The organism is Brevibacterium limosum (genome assembly GCF_011617705.1).
Taxonomy (GTDB): Bacteria; Actinomycetota; Actinomycetes; order Actinomycetales; family Brevibacteriaceae; genus Brevibacterium; species Brevibacterium limosum.
Map to the genome: position 1 here is coordinate 149,111 of NZ_CP050154.1, position 15,281 is coordinate 164,391.

Consider the following 15,281-nt stretch of genomic DNA (forward strand, 5'->3'; position numbering starts at 1 on the left):
CGCCAGGTATCTGCGCCGCCGTCACCTGCTCCGGCGCGGGGCTTCGGCGTGCTGTCGATCGGATTCGCCCATATCAAAGGCACGCGGCACGAGGCCCGGCCCGGCGCAGTCATCGACGCTCACGGCCCGAGAGGTGACCGCGAGTTCTGCTTCGTCGACGTCGACACGCGGCAGGTGCTCAAGACAGTGCAGAACCCGCGGCTCATCCAGATCGCCACGAGCCTGAACAGAGCCGGCCGTGAGGGCGGCGAGGACGGTGAAGAGGCCGGTCGGCTGACGATGACCCTGCCCGACGGTCGATCCGTGAGCGGAGTTCCACATGGGTCGGGTGAGCGGCTGACCTGCGACTACTGGAAACGACCTGTCGATCTCGAGCTCACCGACGGGCCGCATGCACAGCTCGCCTCCGAATGGCTCGACCGCGCGGTCCGTCTGGCCCGGGTGCCGCGCGGAGCAGTGGTCTACGGGGCTCCGCTGTCGATCGTCACGACGGCGTCCCTGCGCGATCTGAGCGACAGGATGGCCGATACACGACAGGTCGCGACCGATCTCACCAGGCAGGCAGCTCGGTGCCGCGCCACAGTCGTCCTCGACACAACTGACCCCTATGCGGAGGAGGCCTGGGTCGGTCGGGTGCTCCGCCTCGGTGGTCTGCGGGTACGGATCGGGTCGCCGATCCCGCGCTGCGCGGTGATGGATCTCGACCCGATCACCGGCGAACGCAACGCCCCGGTGCTCAAGACGCTCGCCGGTTTCCGACCGGCGAACTCGGCCGGCGAACCCGTTTTCGGTGTCTACGCCGAGGTGATCGGCACTTCCTCGCGCTCAGACGCTGGTGACGGCGGCCCAGATACCTGGCGCCAGGTTGCTGAGCCGCCGTCGGGTAGCAATTAGGTGACGGCGCCGCGGACTTTGTGGGCTGGGGAGTCCCAGAGGCGGTTGTCGAGGATGTCGCGCAGAGCTTCGACGGTGTCCCAGACCTCGGTGAACCCGATGTAGAGCGGGGTCAGCCCGAACCGCAGCACCTCCGGTTCCCGGTAGTCGCCGATGATGCCGCGTTCGATGAGGGCGCTCATCACCGCAAACCCTTGCGGATGCCTGATCGAGACCTGCGATCCGCGGTGGGCGTGCTCGCGTGGGGTGACGACCTCGACCGGGTGGTCGGCCAGCCGTGTGTCGACGAGATCGATGAACAGATCCGACAAGGCCAGGGACTTCTCTCGCACACGCTCCATGTCCACACGGGAGTGGATGTCGAGGCCGAGCTCTGCCACGGACATCGACAGGATCCCCTGCGTGCCGGTGAGGTATCGGCGGATGCCCTCGGCAGGCCGGTAGTCCGGGGCCATCTCGAAGGGCTGCGCATGCGACCACCACCCCGACAGGGGCTGACTGAACCGGTTCTGCAGTGCTTCGGCGACCCAGATGAACGCCGGAGAGCCGGGCCCGCCGTTGAGGAACTTGTACGTGCAGCCGACCGCCATGTCCGCGCCCGACCCGGCGAGATCGATCGGCAGGGCACCGGCCGAATGGCACAGATCCCAGATGACCATGGCCCCACCGGAATGGACCGCCGAGGTGGTCAACCCCATATCGAAGAGCCGACCGGTCCGGTAGTTCACATGAGTGAGGACGACGAGAGCCACCTCGTCGGACATCGTGGTCGGGAACCCCGCGGTGACTTCCTCATCGTCGACGAGGCGAACCTCATACCCGTCGCCGAGCTGGTCGGCCAAGCCCTGCAGCATGTAGATATCGGACGGGAAATTCTCCCGCTGGGTGAGGATGATGCGGCGTTCGGAGGAGTCCTCGACCTGCATCTTCAGCGCCGCCGAGGCGGCCTTGAACAAGTTGATCGAGGTGGTGTCCGTGACCACGGTCGACCCGGCCCCGCCGCCGACGATCCCGGCGATCTTCTCCCCGAGCGTCGCCGGCAGATCCCACCACCCGGCCGTGTTCCACGACCCGATGAGGCCGGTGCCCCACTCGTCGGTGATGACTTCCTGGGCACGTTCGGCGGCTCCCTTCGTGCGGGGACCGAGTGAGTTCCCGTCGAGGTAGATCGTGCGCGGCGGGAGCAGGAATTCCCCTCGGAAGTCGCGCAGGGGATCGTTCGCATCGCGTTGTTCGCAGTCCGTGCGGGTGATTGCAGTCGGGGAGAGAGCTGAGTTCGCCGAGGTGGCTGTCCGGTCAGGGGTCGTCATCGTCGCCTTCCACGTGGTGAGGGAACCGGTGGGTTCGTCCGCATCCCAGGCTACCGTGCGTCGGCTGATGACGATCTATGACCTGCTGATGACATCAGACGACGGTATTCGACGGTGGAAAGGGGGCAGTCAGGCGGCCGTTTCTAGTCTGAGACCAGCACCGACCCGCACGATCTCGATCAATCGCTTCACCCTTCGATCAGGAGACCACCCTCATGACCACCACCGACTTCGACACGACTATCGCCATCAGTGACGAGGAACGCGCCACGCGACTGACCACGGCCGGAAACGCATGGAACGAGCGTCTGGCCGCCTCGGCGACGAACGGGCAGCTGACGTTCTCGGCCTCCGGCATCGCTCGCGGGTCCGTGTCCTCGGTCATCACGGCGGGCCGCCACACCTTCACCGTCGACGAACCGACCCCGCTGGCCGGGGACGATGCCGCCCCGAACCCCGTCGAATACGCCCTCGGCGCACTCATCTCCTGCCAGGTCGTCGTCTACCGCCTCTACGCCCAGAACCTCGGGCTGACCATCGACGAACTCGATGTCACCGCCGAGGGCGACCTGGATGTGCGGGGGCTCTTCGGTGCCGAAGAGACCGTGCGTCCCGGGTTCTCCGCCGTGCGCGTGAGCGTGAGCATCACCGGACCCGACAGCGAGGAGGACTACCGGAAGCTGCAGGAGACCGTCGATGCTCATTGCCCCGTCTTCGACATCTTCACGAACCCGACTCCGATCGACGTCAGCGTCACGAAGACCAACTGAGGTCACAAAGTCCCGCTCCGCCCTTCCAGAACTACCTGACGGCGGCCCAGCAACCTCGCGCGAGATTGCTGCGTCGCCGTCAGGTAGCAATTGGGGGCGAGGGGCGAGGGGCGGGCAGGGATCAGCCCGCGTGTGCGGAAAGCACCTCGAGCACGTCGTCGCCGTAGCGGTCGAGCTTCTTCAGGCCCACACCGCTGATCTGACCGAGTTCGCTGATCGTCGATGGCTTGGCCTCCACGATGCCGTAGAGCGTGGCATCGGGGAACACGACGTAGGCGGGCACGCCCTGCTCCTTCGCCTGCTCGCCGCGCCAGGACCGCAGAGCCTCGAACAGGGAGGCGTCGGCGGGGTCGAGTTCGGCCTCGGGACCGCCTCGGCGAGTCCTCTTCGCGCCGGACTTCTTCACCGGGTCGACGCGCAGGGAGATCTCCTCTTCGCCGCGCAGGACGGGTCCGGCGTTCTCGCCGAGCACGAGCACTCCGTAGTCACCGTGGGATTCGAGGAGCCCACGGGCGAGCACCTGCCGGATGACGGTCTTCCACTGGCTCTCGGACAGGTCCTCGCCGACTCCCCAGACGCTCAGGCTCTCATGGTCCGATGCCCGTGACCGGTCGTTGTCGTTGCCGCGCAGCACATCGATGACCTGACCGGAGCCGAAACGCTGCCCGCGTTCCCGGTCAAGCCGGATGACCGCGGACAGCAGCTTCTGCACGGCCACGGTCGCGTCCCAGGTCACCGGGGGTGTCATGCAGGTATCACAGTTTCCGCACGGTGCGGATTCCTCATCGAAGTAGCGCAGCAGCTGCACCCGGCGGCAGTCGACGGTCTCACATAGGGCGAGCATCGCATCGAGGTGGCTCATCTGGCGGCGTTTGAACACCTGGTCGCCCTCGCCGGATTCGATGAGGCGGCGTTGGGAGACGACATCGCCGAGGCCGTAGACCATCCACGCATCCGCGGGCAGTCCGTCACGTCCGGCTCGGCCGGTCTCCTGGTAATAGCCTTCGACCGACCGGGGCAGGTCGAGATGGGCGACGAAGCGGACATCGGGTTTGTCGATGCCCATGCCGAAGGCGATCGTGGCGACCATGACGATGCCGTCCTCGCGGAGGAACCTCGCCTGATTCTCCGCCCGCACCTCGGACGGGAGCCCCGCGTGATAGGGCAGAGCGGTGATGCCGCGGGCGACGAGCGCCTCGGCGAGCTGGTCGACTCCGCGCCGCGACAGACAATAGACGATCCCGGAATCCCCGGGGTGTTCGGTGGTGATGAAGTTCAGCAGCTGCGACCGCGCCGAGGCCTTCGGTTCGATCCGGTAGGTGATGTTCGGCCGGTCGAAGCTGGCGACGAAGTGCTCGGCGTTCTGGAGGTGAAGGCGCTCGGTGAGTTCGGCATGGGTGGCGGGAGTCGCCGTGGCCGTCAGCGCAATGCGCGGAACGTCGGGAAACTGTTCGGCCAGCACTCCGAGACCCAGATAGTCGCTGCGGAAGTCATGTCCCCATTGGGACACACAATGGGCTTCGTCGATGGCGAACAGGGAGATCTGAGCCTGCTCGAGCAGTCGCATCGTCCGCGGCAGGACGAGCCGTTCGGGCGCAAGGTAGAGCAGGTCGATCTCACCGGCGAGCAGCTGCTGTTCGACCTGCTGCGCGGTGTCGAAATCGAGGGAGGAATTGAGGTAGGCCGCGCGCACCCCGAGGTTCTCCAGGGCAGCGACCTGATCGGCCATGAGCGCGATGAGCGGGGAGATGACCACGCCCGTACCGGGCCTGACCAGAGCGGGGATCTGATAGCACAGGGACTTTCCGCCGCCGGTGGGCATGAGCACGACCGCATCCCCGCCGCCGACGACCTGATCGACGACAGCCGCCTGCTGCCCCCGGAACTCCTCATACCCGAAGACATCGTGGAGGACATCGAGGGCGGAGGTCGTGGCTGCGGAGGTCATGGGACCCACCCTAGTTCACGTCACTGACTCGAATCTCCGGGTCGTGCGGTCGTTAGAGGCCGTTCGATGACGAGGATGTGGGGGGTGCCCCTATGTTTTAAGTCAAGGGGTAGCGCCCAGATTCTTCAAGAATATTTGGGAAGACTCGAAGGGCAGGGGTGATCGGTCCGGGAACTGTTTCCCAGACTGATCAGGTACTTCGCTGCAGAACGGTTCAGGCCGCAGTCCCCTGCTCGGGTGCGTGGAAATAGGCACCATCACGCAACATCGCGTACAGCACGTTGCAGCGCCTGCGCGCTAACGCGATCAGTGCTTGATTGTGTTTCTTGTGCTCGGCACGTTTCTTGTCGTAATACGCCCTCGACAACGGGTCCTTCAACGCCGCGAACGCGGACAAGAACAACGCTCGTTTGAGGATCTTGTTGCCCCGACGCGAGGAATGATCCCCGCGGATCGAGGTTCCTGACCGCCACGTCACCGGTGCCAGTCCCGCATAGGATGCGAGGTGTCCGGCTGATTCGAAGTCCTTACCCACGACCTCGGTCAGGATCCTCGCCGCTGTCCTGACGCCGACTGCCGGCATCGACGTCAGGAGCTCGAAAAGCGGATGCGCCTCAACCAGCTCCTCGATCCGGGCGAGCACGTCATCCCGCGACGACCGCGTCTGCGCCAACGACGTCGCCAACTGGGGCAGCACGAGGCCGGCCGCGTCGGTGCCCGACACCACCACCGTCTGACCGTCCATGGCAGTGAAGATCGCTGCCGCCCACCTCTTCCACGCCCTCGGTGCCTGCTTACGCAGCAGAGTCTCGACACGGTGTTTGCCGGCATGCCGCAGTGCTTTCGGTGTCGGGTATTTCGCCAGCAGGGCCAGCATGGCCGGATGATCCAAGTGGGGACCGATCACGGTCTCTAATCCGGGGTGGATCTGAGTGAGTAGCCCGCGGATGCGATTCGACGTCGCGGTGGCTTGTTTCGCGAGGTCATCGTCGTAGCCGCACAGCATGGACAGTTCGGCGACGTTCTCGTCGGCAACCCGGATGTCCCGCAGGGTGTGGGGCATGGTTCGGGCCGCGTCAGCGATGATGCTGGCATCGCGGGCGTCGGTCTTCGCCTCACCAGGGTGTAGGTCGGCGATGCGGCGCATCGCCAACCCCGGCAGGTAGGCGACCATGATGCCTTCGGCTTGGGCGACCGCGACTGGTAGGGCCCCGATCGTGGCGGGCTGGTCGACGATGACGAGTAAGGTTCCGTGCTTGGAAAGCCGGGTGAGCAGGGTCTTCAGTTTCGTTTCGTTCTGCGGCAGCGCCTTCGATAACAGTTGTTTTCCGTCGCGATCCACCGCGACGGCGTGGTGGTTGTGTTTGCCGACATCGATGCCGATGAATACGTCGATGTCAGCGTGGTTGGTGATCATGTCACTCATCTTCTTCGACTCATGTGACCGGATAGTGGTTGTGGTTCGGCTGGCCGGTAGTGCTGGGTGGCTCCAAGGTTCGGCATCCACGTTACGGTCGGGCTCAAGGCATGGGTTCTGCCAGTGGTTCTGGCCCCTATCAGCGATTTCCCTGGTGCCTTCGAACCCCGGTGACAACACCCCCCGGATCATGGGTGACTGGGGGTATAAATCATGCCGGGGTCCTCAGGCCAGCGACCCCTTCTATCCTGACGGATGGTGGGGCTAGTTAAAAGGTAACGGGTGCCCGCCGAATATCGGTCACAATCGGATACTCGAGCCGAAACTCAGGTCACAATCGGATACTCCGCGCGCCGGCGCCGAAAAAGTATCCGAAGGCGACCACTGTTTCCGACCCACTGTCCGAAAGTGACCACCTCTCGGCCGAGGGCCCGGGATCGGCCGAACTCTCGGCATCGGCTGACAGCCTCCGATCACGGCCCACCACACCACTCAGCACTCGCCCTCATCGGGCAGAGAACCTCCGCGCCGCCCTCACCGGGAAGAGAACCTCCGTGCCGCCATCAACCCGAACACACAGACGAACGCCACCCCGATGGCAAAGATCGTCGTCGCATTCGCCAACCCCACAGTGGCGGCGAGGGATCCGGCACCGATGGCCGGCACCGACATGAACACGTAGGCGAGGATGAAGTACGAGGTGGTCGCCTCGGTGCGGTGCTCGGGTGCGGTCACCGCAGTGATCGCGCGCATCCCGGTCATGAATACGAGCCCCTGTCCGGCTCCGGCCAGCACAGAGGAGGCGATGAGCACTGTCAGCGAGCTGACCAGGAGCGCGGCCACGAGGGCGCCCATGCTCACGATCATCGTCACTGTCCCGCCGATGATGAGCCGGCGGTCGCTGAGTGCGCGGAAGACCAGCTGCGCGCTCGCCGAGGCGCCGAAGAGGAGGAACACGACGGTGCCGGTGACCGCGGTCGACGTCACGTGCAGGGTCTGGCCGATGAAGCTCGGTGCGATCGCCGAATACAGTCCGCATACCGCAAATCCCGTGATCGCCCCAGGTGAGGCAGCCAGGAACATCCGTTTCGCCGAGGCGGGAATCCCCGGCAGCTGCAGCCGCACGGCACCCCGGTTGCCTCGCATCTGCCCGCCCGTGCGGTCGCGGACGAGGAGCAGCGCGACCCCGGCGATGACCAGCATGATCGCATTGACGAGGAACGGTGTGAACAGGGGTGCGGGTGCGAAGCCGGCGAGCAGGCCGGAAGACAGAATTCCGAGTCCCAGGCCGCCCATATTCGCCGCCGTCGCCAGGGACCCGGCGAGCCGTTCGCGGCCGACCGGGGCGTTCTCGAGCACGGTGACGGTGGCCGTGGACGTGAAGATCCCCGCCGCGAGCCCGGAGAGGACGCGTCCGGTCAGCAGCAGGCCGACGTCGGAGCCGATGAGGAAGAGAATCGCCGAGGCAATTGAGAAGATCACCCCGAGGCTGAGCACCGGACGCCGCCCCAGTCCGTCGGAGAGGCGACCGAAGACGACGAGCGCGGCGATGACCCCGACCGCGTAGATCGCGAAGAGCTGCGTGGTGAACGCGGTGCCGAACCCGAATCGCTCCTCATAGAGCGGGTAGAGCGGGGTCGGCAGTGTGGTGCCCATCATGACGACGGTGAAGATGTACACCGAGGCGGCCAATCCCCATCCCGTCGCGGCGCGCGATTCCGGATCGCGCCGGTTCGCCGCGGGAGCTTCCTCCGCCATCAATCGCACCGCCTTCCCGGCCTCCGGGTCCCACCTGAGAGCCACGAGCCGTCTGCGATTGTACGCTGGAACTCCGATGCCCATGCCTGCGTGAGAGCATGGCGGATTGTGCGCACCCGCGAGAAGGAGCAGATTCCGATGACCACGACCCCGAACAGCCCCGCCGAAGCCGACCCGACCGCACCGGCGGATCCGAGCCGGCGCCGAGTGATGAAGACGGCGGGCGTGGCCGGAACGGTGGCGGTCATCGGCGGCTCCGCGGCGGCCACCTCGGCGTGTTCGTCCGACGAGGAGGCGGAGCCGACGAAGGACGCGAGCCTGCCGGCCTCCGATGTTCCCGTCGGTTCCGGCACCGTCATCGAGGACACCTACGTGATCACTCAGCCGAAGGAGGGCGAGTTCTTCGCGTTCTCATCGGTGTGCACCCACCAGGGCTGCCAGGTCACCCGGATCACCGAGGAGGCCATCATCTGCCCGTGCCATTCCTCGAACTTCTCGGTGACCACCGGAGAGGTGGTGTCCGGACCGGCCGAGGAACCGCTGCCGAAGTACGAGGTCTCCGAAAGCGGCGGCACTCTCACCGTCACGGGCAAGTAGCGCCGAGGCCGACTGCCGAGCGGCACTCAGAGGAAGAGCCCGGGCAGGACGAGGGCTCCGGCGACGAAGACCGCGAGGAGAGCGGAGAAAGCCAGTCCGCTCGACTCGCTGCGTCGAGTCTTCGTGTCCTCGGCCCGCCATGGCAGGTCCGGCCATACGCGCGCGGTCCGAAAGACGGCGACGACGATGACGAGCATGCCTGCCGACCACACCCAGATGAACCAGCCGTCCCACCCTCCGAACGGTGTGATGAGGCGGATGAGCAGGATGAACACGACCGCCGTGACAATCCCTGAAAGCAGACTCAGACGGGTCTCCGCGCGGGGAGCGCGCCACGCGGTGAACGCACCCCAGGCCACGATCAGTGCCCCGATGACCGTTGAGACGAGTTCGGGGTTCATAAGCGAGGTCCCTTCTTCGAGATGATCGACGCGGCGGCGTCGACGTCATTCGCGGAATCATTGAGCACGATGACACCATTCCCGGATTTCGGATCGAAGCCGAGAAACGACCTGTAGCCGCCGGTGCCGCCGTTGTGCCAGGTGAGGTTCGGCGTTCGGTTCGTCGTCGTGAACCAGGCCCAGCCGATCCGGTCGCCGCCCTCGAACTCGGCGCGGGGTTCGGCCGCGTTCGCGCCGGGTGCGGTTCCGTCCCGCACGGCCCGCAGCCAGATGCTCATGTCGTGGGTCGTCGAGCGGACCGCTCCGGCCGAAGCCGAACCGCTCATCGTCCACGGAGCCGCCGGCAGCCCCGAGGCCGTGTACCCGTGGCCGATGCCCTCGGCAGAGTCTGGTACGAACGTCTCCTTCATTCCCAGGGGTGCGGTGATGCGCTCTGCGACGAGGTCCGCATACTCCATGCCCGTCACCTCGACGAGAGCCTGGCCGAGGACGGCGAAACCGAAGTTCGAATACGCGGGTTCAGGGTCGCCGATCTCCACGTCGATGAGACTCGTCACGATCTCCGCCGAATTCGCACGGTACGGATCCGTGTGCAGATAGTTCGACAGGGTGCTCATCGCTCCGTCGATGAAGTTCGGCGCCGGTACCTGCGCGGGCAGCCCGGACCGCTGCATCGCAATCGACTCGAGCGTCACCTCGGCGACCTTTCCCTCGAGATCCGGCCAGACCTCGCCGAGGCGGGTGTCCGCCTCGACCTCCCCGCGGTCGATCGCATCGGCGAAGAGGGCGGCGGTGAACGTCTTCGTGATCGAGCCGATCTCGAACTCGGTGTGCTCATCGGCCCCGGTGCCCGCGAACGTCACCTCGTCGCCGTGGATGTGGGCTGCGGCCACATGCTGCCAATGCCTGCTGCCGAGGCTCTGCTCGACGTCGGCCATGAGACCGGCATCGCCGGTCGCTGCGCCCTGGAACCCGCGTGGCCACGGAGTGATCGCCGCGAGCGCGGCGGCCGTCAGCGCGGCGGCGATGATTGCGATCAACCGGCACCGAGGCAGGGATGGGTTTGTCGCGGGAGTGCGGTGTTCCTCGGTGGTGGTCATCGTTCCTCCTGGTGAGCAGGGGTGGGATGTGCGGTGGTCGGGATCGGGCCGCACAGTGCGCGGTGCGGTCGAGAGGTGTGGTCAGTGCGTGCCGATGAGGACGAGGGTGAGCAGCGGGATGACCCGCTGGGCAGGCACGCGCCAGTGTCCGCGGCGGGCGCTTTCGAGCCATCCGGCCCCGGCGAGGGCATGCACATGGTGGTAGATCTGCCCGGACGTGCCGAAGCGCTCGTCCTTTCCGAGCTCGGCCACGGTGCTCGTGCCCTCGTAGATCGCCTGAAGCAGCTGGAGTCGGACGGGATGACCGAGTGCTGCCAGGGACTCGGCCGCCTCGGCGAAGTCGATCTGCGCCAGCCCCGCACTGTTGAGACCCATCTGCCACGCCACGGGATCGGAGCTGCCCGGGGGAGTGGTGTACCCGGTGTAGGTCACCCCATCGCCGAGGTGGTCGACGAGTCCGTGCAGAGCCCAGAACGTCTCCGTGTCGCTCGGCAGGGCCGTGCCCGCTCTGTCGGACAGCGCAGACGATTCCGCTGTGACTGTCGATCGTGCGTCCGGATTCTCCTGTGCTGCCGCAGTCTCCTGAGGCGACCCGGGCGTGGCGGTCGCAGCCTCGAGTTCGGCGACTCGACGCTCGAGCGCGGAGAGGCGTTCGTCAGCTGATGCGATCGGTTCCATGTGTCGACAATACAATAAATACGTAATTACGTAAATACAGAGGTGCCACAACAGCGGTGCCCGTCAGTCCCTGAGACGACACTGACCGGACAGACTCAGCTGGGAGACCTAGACTGGTGCCGTGATGAGTACCGAAGAACCGCGCACCGAATCCACGCCTCCGCGTTCCGAGGCCGCACCGCAGGCCGTTGCCGCAGCGAGGCGACTCGGCTGGCCCATGGTCGTGCGCGGAATCCTCGGTGTCGTCTTCGGCATCGTCACCGTCTTCTGGCCCCGCGATGCGAGCAATCCGCTGCAGCTGAGCCTGCCGACCGAGGTCGTCGACCACCTCGCCATCGGCTACCTCATCCTCTTCGCCCTGGCGCTGGTCTTCCAGGCCGTGCGCTCGCCGTTGAACGTGCGCACCGCGGTCTTCGGCCAGGCCGTCATCGCGATCCCGGCGATCGTCTTCCTCTTCCTCGCCGACAATCCCGCCGAACTGCGCGCGGCCCTGAGCATCTGGGCCCTGCTGCACGGCGCCCTCGAATTCTGGACCTACCGACAGCTGCGGTCCCAGCCCATGGCCTCGGACTTCCTCATCGCCTCAGGAGTCCACGTCCTGCTCGGCATCATCCTCGTCTTCGGTGACGGAATGGAAGCCTTGTCGATCCTCGGCTTCACCGGCGCCGCGACCCTCATCGCCGGTGTGATCTTCATCATCGGCGGGTACTCCCGCCTGAGCAAGGGTCGCCAACTGGCCAAGCTCGGTGCCCTGCCCGAGCAGATCGACACCCCCACCGAGGCGGCCGACCCCGCCGGGGCGGCCGACCCCGCCGGGGCGGCCGACCCCGCCGACACTCCCGCCGCCCCTTCCGACTCCTCTGACGTCGCCGGCGCCGCGGACTCCTCCGACGACTATGACGCCACGGCCCCTTCCGGTGCCGCAGACCCCTCGGGCGCCGTCGAATCGGGCGAGTCGACCGACCCCGCCGGCGAATCCGATCGTGCCGTCGATGCCGGTCACGCAGCCGAGTCCGAGCATCCCGATGATCCGGACAACGACGCCCCTGTGAAGAAAGAGCCCTGACCGGCACCCGAGCCAACCGAGACATCCGAGGTGAGATGAGCACTGTCGAATACGAGAGCGCAACCGAATCCCGATTGGCCACCATCGCCGCCTCGGTGAGGTCCTCCGAGCTTCTGGGCGACCTGGCCGAAGCGAGCCGAGCGCTCGACCCCGCCCTCTTCCGGCGTCTCTTCGAACTCTCCCGCTCCCCATCCCTGCTGGTGGCCACCGACTACGACGGGACGATCGCGCCCATCGTCGACGTGCCCAGCCAAGCCTTTCCCCTGGAGGGCTCGGTCGATTCGCTGCGTGCGCTCGCCCTGCTGCCGACCACCTCGGCGGGGGTCATCTCCGGTCGCAGCCTGCGCGATCTCGCGGCGATGTCGCGACTGCCCCGCGAGGTTCACCTCTTCGGATCTCACGGCGGCGAGACCGACACATTCACCATCGACGCCCTCACCGAATCGCAGCGGGCGGTCCTGGCCGACTTCCGCGCCGATCTCACCCGCACCCTGCCGCGAGAGGTCATCGAGCACAAGACCACGGGCGCTGCCGTGCATCTGCGCGGACTCGAGGAGGCGAATCGACGCGACATCGAAGCCGCTGTCGAGAAGCTCGCCGCCGCCCATCCGATCCATCCCACCCGCGGCAAGCAGGTCATCGACCTGACCGTCGTGCCCTCCTCGAAGGCCGATGCGCTGACCCGCCTGCGCAGCCAGACCGGAGCGGAAGCCGTCGTGTTCATCGGAGACGACACCGCCGACGAATTCGCCCTCGAAACCCTCAGGGCCGACGACCTCGGACTCAAGGTCGGAGCCGAAGCAGCGCCCACGCACGCCGATTTCCGGTTGGACTCACCGGACGAGGTCTCCACCGTCCTCGGCGCGCTGTTCGAACTGCGCAAGTCCTGGCTCTTCGGCCGCCGCGCCACCCCGATCCAGCGGCACAGCCTGATCGGCAACGGTCAGTCGACCGCGCTCATCGACCCTGCAGGCAGCATCTGCTGGATGCCGCACCCGATGCCGCACTCGGCGTCGATGTTCTCCGAGGTCCTGGGCAGCGAGGCGGCCGGCTTCTTCGCTGTCGCCCCTGCCAACGGAGCCGCTCCGCTGACCCAGCGCTACCTCGGGAACTCGACTCTGCTCGAGACGCGGTGGGCCGGGCTGAGCTGTGTAGACTACCTCGCTCCCGTCGACGGACACAGCGACGACACGATCGTCGTCCGGGTGCTCACCGGCGACGTCCCGACCCGCATTCGCTTCGCACCCCGACTCGACTACGCAACGATTCCTACCCGCATGACCAGGACCGATGACGGTGTGGCGCTGCTCGGCACGGCGGAGCCGATCGAACTCCACGCCCCCGGCATCGACTTCGAGATCGTCGAGCACGGAGATTCCCACACCGCCGAGGCGACCGTCATCCCCTCGCAGCGGCCCGGCGGATCCGTCGTCCTCGTCCTCGCCTGCGGAACCGGCACCGGCGACGCCGGATATATGGCCACCGGCGGGGAGCACCATGTGCGCGAGCGCGCCCTGAACTTCTGGACCAACTGGGTCGAGTCGCTCACCCTGCCTGGCCACCACCGCGAGGAGGTCATCCGGTCGGCGATCACATTGCGCGCACTGTGCCACGAACCCACCGGCGGAGTCCTCGCTGCCCCCACCACCTCCCTGCCCGAGGGCATCGGCGGCGTCCGCAACTGGGACTATCGCTATACGTGGCTGCGCGACGGATCGATGACCGTCCGCGCCCTGCTCGCGCTCGGATCCACCGGTGAGGCCGAAGGATTCCTCACCTGGCTGTCGGGGGTCCTCGAGCGCACGGTCTCTCCCGAACAGCTCCATCCGCTCTATGCCGTCGACGGTTCGGCCCTGACCACCGAGGCGGTGCTCAACCACCTGCCCGGATACGCCGGTTCCCGGCCGGTGCGGGTCGGCAACGCCGCCGAACATCAGGTCCAACTGGACGTGTTCGGCCCGGTCACGGAGCTGCTCGACGAACTCAGCGGCCACCTCGGCGAGTTGCCCGAAGATTATTGGACGCTCACCTGTCAGATGGTCGAAGCCGTGGGCAAACGGTGGTTCGAGGCCGATCACGGGATCTGGGAGGCCAGGCGCCCGCCGAAGCACAACGTGTACACGCGGGTGATGTGCTGGGTGACGGTCGACCGGGCGCTGCGGATCGCGGACCGGTTCGATCGGGAGCCGCCCGGTGCGTGGCGGCAGCTGCGTGAGGAGATCGCCCAGGATGTGCTCACTCACGGCTACAACGAGGAAGTCGGGGCGTTCACCGTCGCCTACGGGGAGACCGACCTGGATTCGGCGGCGCTGTTCGTCGGGCTCTCGGGGCTGCTCGACGCCGACGACCCGCGATTCGTGTCCACCGTCGATGCGATCGAACGCGAACTGCGGGTCGGGCCGACGGTCTTCCGCTATCGCTACGACGATGGGCTGCCCGGTCTCGAGGGCGGGTTCCACATCTGCACGACCTGGCTCATCGAAGCCTTCATCAAGGTCGGCCGCATCGACGACGCCTGGGACCTGTTCCGACAGGTCGACGCCCTGCTCGGACCCACAGGGCTGCTGTCGGAGGAGTACGACCCGGTCGCCGAGATGCACCTGGGCAACCACCCGCAGGCATACTCGCACCTCGGCTACATCCGCGTCGCCCAGCAGCTCGACGCGTACCGCCCCACCTGAGGTGTACGGCGGTCGCAGCGGCGCCAGCCCCAGCCGCGAGCCGCCCGAACGCGGCGGCCGCACACCTCCCGGCCGCTCAACCGTGCCTTAGGTGGACGAAATGGTCACAGAAACCGCCAGCCGGAGGGTGACCATTTCGCCCACCTGAGACTGGATTGAGTGCCCAGGAGCTGCTGCCTCACTCGAGAGACCTCGCAGCCTCACTCGACGAGGAGGGTGACCACCTCGGCGACGCATGCGGGACGGTCTTCACCGTCGATCTCGATCGTGTGCTCGAGGATGACCTGCGTGCCCTTGTCGCCGCGGATGACGTTGTTGACGCTGATGGTTCCGCGCAGTCGGGAGCCGACGACGACGGGCTGGAGGAAGCGGACCTTGTTGAGTCCGTAGTTGACGCGGATGGCCACGCCTTCGATGGTGAAGACCTCGGTGGAGAACTTCGGGATCAGCGCAAGGGTGAAGAATCCGTGCACGATCGTCGCACCGTAAGGGCCCTCGGCCGCGCGCGCTTCGTCGACGTGGATCCACTGGTGGTCGCCGGTGACGTCGGCGAAGGTGTTGATGGCGTCCTGGTCCATCGTCATCCATTCGGAGGAGCCGAGCTCCTGGCCGATGAGCGATTCGATCTCGTCGATGCCATTGATTGTGCGCAAGTGGTTCT

Annotated in this window: 13 protein-coding genes; 5 read left to right on the forward strand and 8 right to left on the reverse strand. The window is 66.5% G+C overall.

The features are described from left to right. Positions 1-48: 48 nt before the first annotated feature. Complete coding sequence (locus GUY37_RS00670; protein WP_228278278.1) at positions 49-894, forward strand: MOSC domain-containing protein; 846 nt, start codon at positions 49-51, stop codon at positions 892-894. Here the strand turns inward: GUY37_RS00670 and kynU are convergent. Further along, positions 891-2,204 carry a kynureninase gene (gene kynU, locus GUY37_RS00675; RefSeq protein WP_166820976.1) on the reverse strand — a complete coding sequence of 438 codons (1,314 nt, stop codon included), beginning with the start codon at positions 2,202-2,204 and terminating at the stop codon, positions 891-893. The genes GUY37_RS00670 and kynU overlap by 4 nt on opposite strands. A 215-nt stretch (positions 2,205-2,419) precedes the next feature. Between kynU and GUY37_RS00680 the strand changes: the two genes are divergently transcribed. After that, positions 2,420-2,974, forward strand: coding sequence for an OsmC family protein (locus GUY37_RS00680; RefSeq protein WP_166820979.1), 555 nt, complete (start codon positions 2,420-2,422; stop codon positions 2,972-2,974). A gap of 121 nt (positions 2,975-3,095) precedes the next feature. Here the strand turns inward: GUY37_RS00680 and recQ are convergent, their stop codons facing one another. The 3 genes from recQ to GUY37_RS00695 all read right to left on the reverse strand — a co-directional run bounded on the left by recQ (position 3,096) and on the right by GUY37_RS00695 (position 8,181). Continuing rightward, the gene (gene recQ, locus GUY37_RS00685; protein ID WP_166820982.1) at positions 3,096-4,922 is read right to left on the reverse strand and encodes a DNA helicase RecQ; all 1,827 of its coding nucleotides are present in this window, start codon (positions 4,920-4,922) and stop codon (positions 3,096-3,098) included. A 214-nt stretch (positions 4,923-5,136) separates the two neighbouring features. Next, positions 5,137-6,339, reverse strand: a complete 1,203-nt coding sequence (locus GUY37_RS00690) for an IS110 family RNA-guided transposase (protein ID WP_166829080.1) — start codon at positions 6,337-6,339, stop codon at positions 5,137-5,139. Between the two features lie 534 nt (positions 6,340-6,873). Then, positions 6,874-8,181, reverse strand: coding sequence for an MFS transporter (locus GUY37_RS00695; RefSeq protein WP_166820985.1), 1,308 nt, complete (start codon positions 8,179-8,181; stop codon positions 6,874-6,876). 54 nt (positions 8,182-8,235) lie between these two features. Here GUY37_RS00695 and GUY37_RS00700 point away from each other — a divergent pair, with 54 nt between their 5' ends. Beyond that, positions 8,236-8,694: a Rieske (2Fe-2S) protein gene (locus tag GUY37_RS00700; RefSeq protein WP_166820988.1), complete on the forward strand. Its 459-nt coding sequence runs from the start codon at positions 8,236-8,238 to the stop codon at positions 8,692-8,694. A gap of 26 nt (positions 8,695-8,720) precedes the next feature. Here GUY37_RS00700 and GUY37_RS00705 read toward each other — a convergent pair whose 3' ends face one another. The 3 genes from GUY37_RS00705 to GUY37_RS00715 form a co-directional block, all read right to left on the reverse strand. Then, positions 8,721-9,095, reverse strand: a complete 375-nt coding sequence (locus GUY37_RS00705; RefSeq protein WP_166820991.1) for a hypothetical protein — start codon at positions 9,093-9,095, stop codon at positions 8,721-8,723. Continuing rightward, complete coding sequence (locus tag GUY37_RS00710) at positions 9,092-10,195, reverse strand: serine hydrolase domain-containing protein (protein ID WP_166820994.1); 1,104 nt, start codon at positions 10,193-10,195, stop codon at positions 9,092-9,094. Before GUY37_RS00710 ends, GUY37_RS00705 begins: the two co-directional genes overlap by 4 nt. Before the next feature lie 81 nt (positions 10,196-10,276). After that, complete coding sequence (locus GUY37_RS00715; protein ID WP_166820996.1) at positions 10,277-10,873, reverse strand: ArsR/SmtB family transcription factor; 597 nt, start codon at positions 10,871-10,873, stop codon at positions 10,277-10,279. A gap of 124 nt (positions 10,874-10,997) precedes the next feature. Here GUY37_RS00715 and GUY37_RS00720 point away from each other — a divergent pair, with 124 nt between their 5' ends. Both GUY37_RS00720 and otsB read left to right on the forward strand, forming a co-directional pair. Beyond that, positions 10,998-11,939, forward strand: coding sequence for an HdeD family acid-resistance protein (locus GUY37_RS00720; RefSeq protein ID WP_208094732.1), 942 nt, complete (start codon positions 10,998-11,000; stop codon positions 11,937-11,939). A gap of 35 nt (positions 11,940-11,974) precedes the next feature. After that, a complete protein-coding gene (gene otsB, locus GUY37_RS00725; protein WP_166821013.1) occupies positions 11,975-14,620 on the forward strand; it encodes a trehalose-phosphatase in 2,646 nt (881 codons plus the stop codon). Between the two features lie 200 nt (positions 14,621-14,820). On the opposite strand, the gene GUY37_RS00730 is transcribed toward otsB, so the two are convergent. After that, positions 14,821-15,273 carry a MaoC family dehydratase gene (locus GUY37_RS00730; protein WP_166821016.1) on the reverse strand — a complete coding sequence of 151 codons (453 nt, stop codon included), beginning with the start codon at positions 15,271-15,273 and terminating at the stop codon, positions 14,821-14,823. Positions 15,274-15,281: the final 8 nt, after the last annotated feature.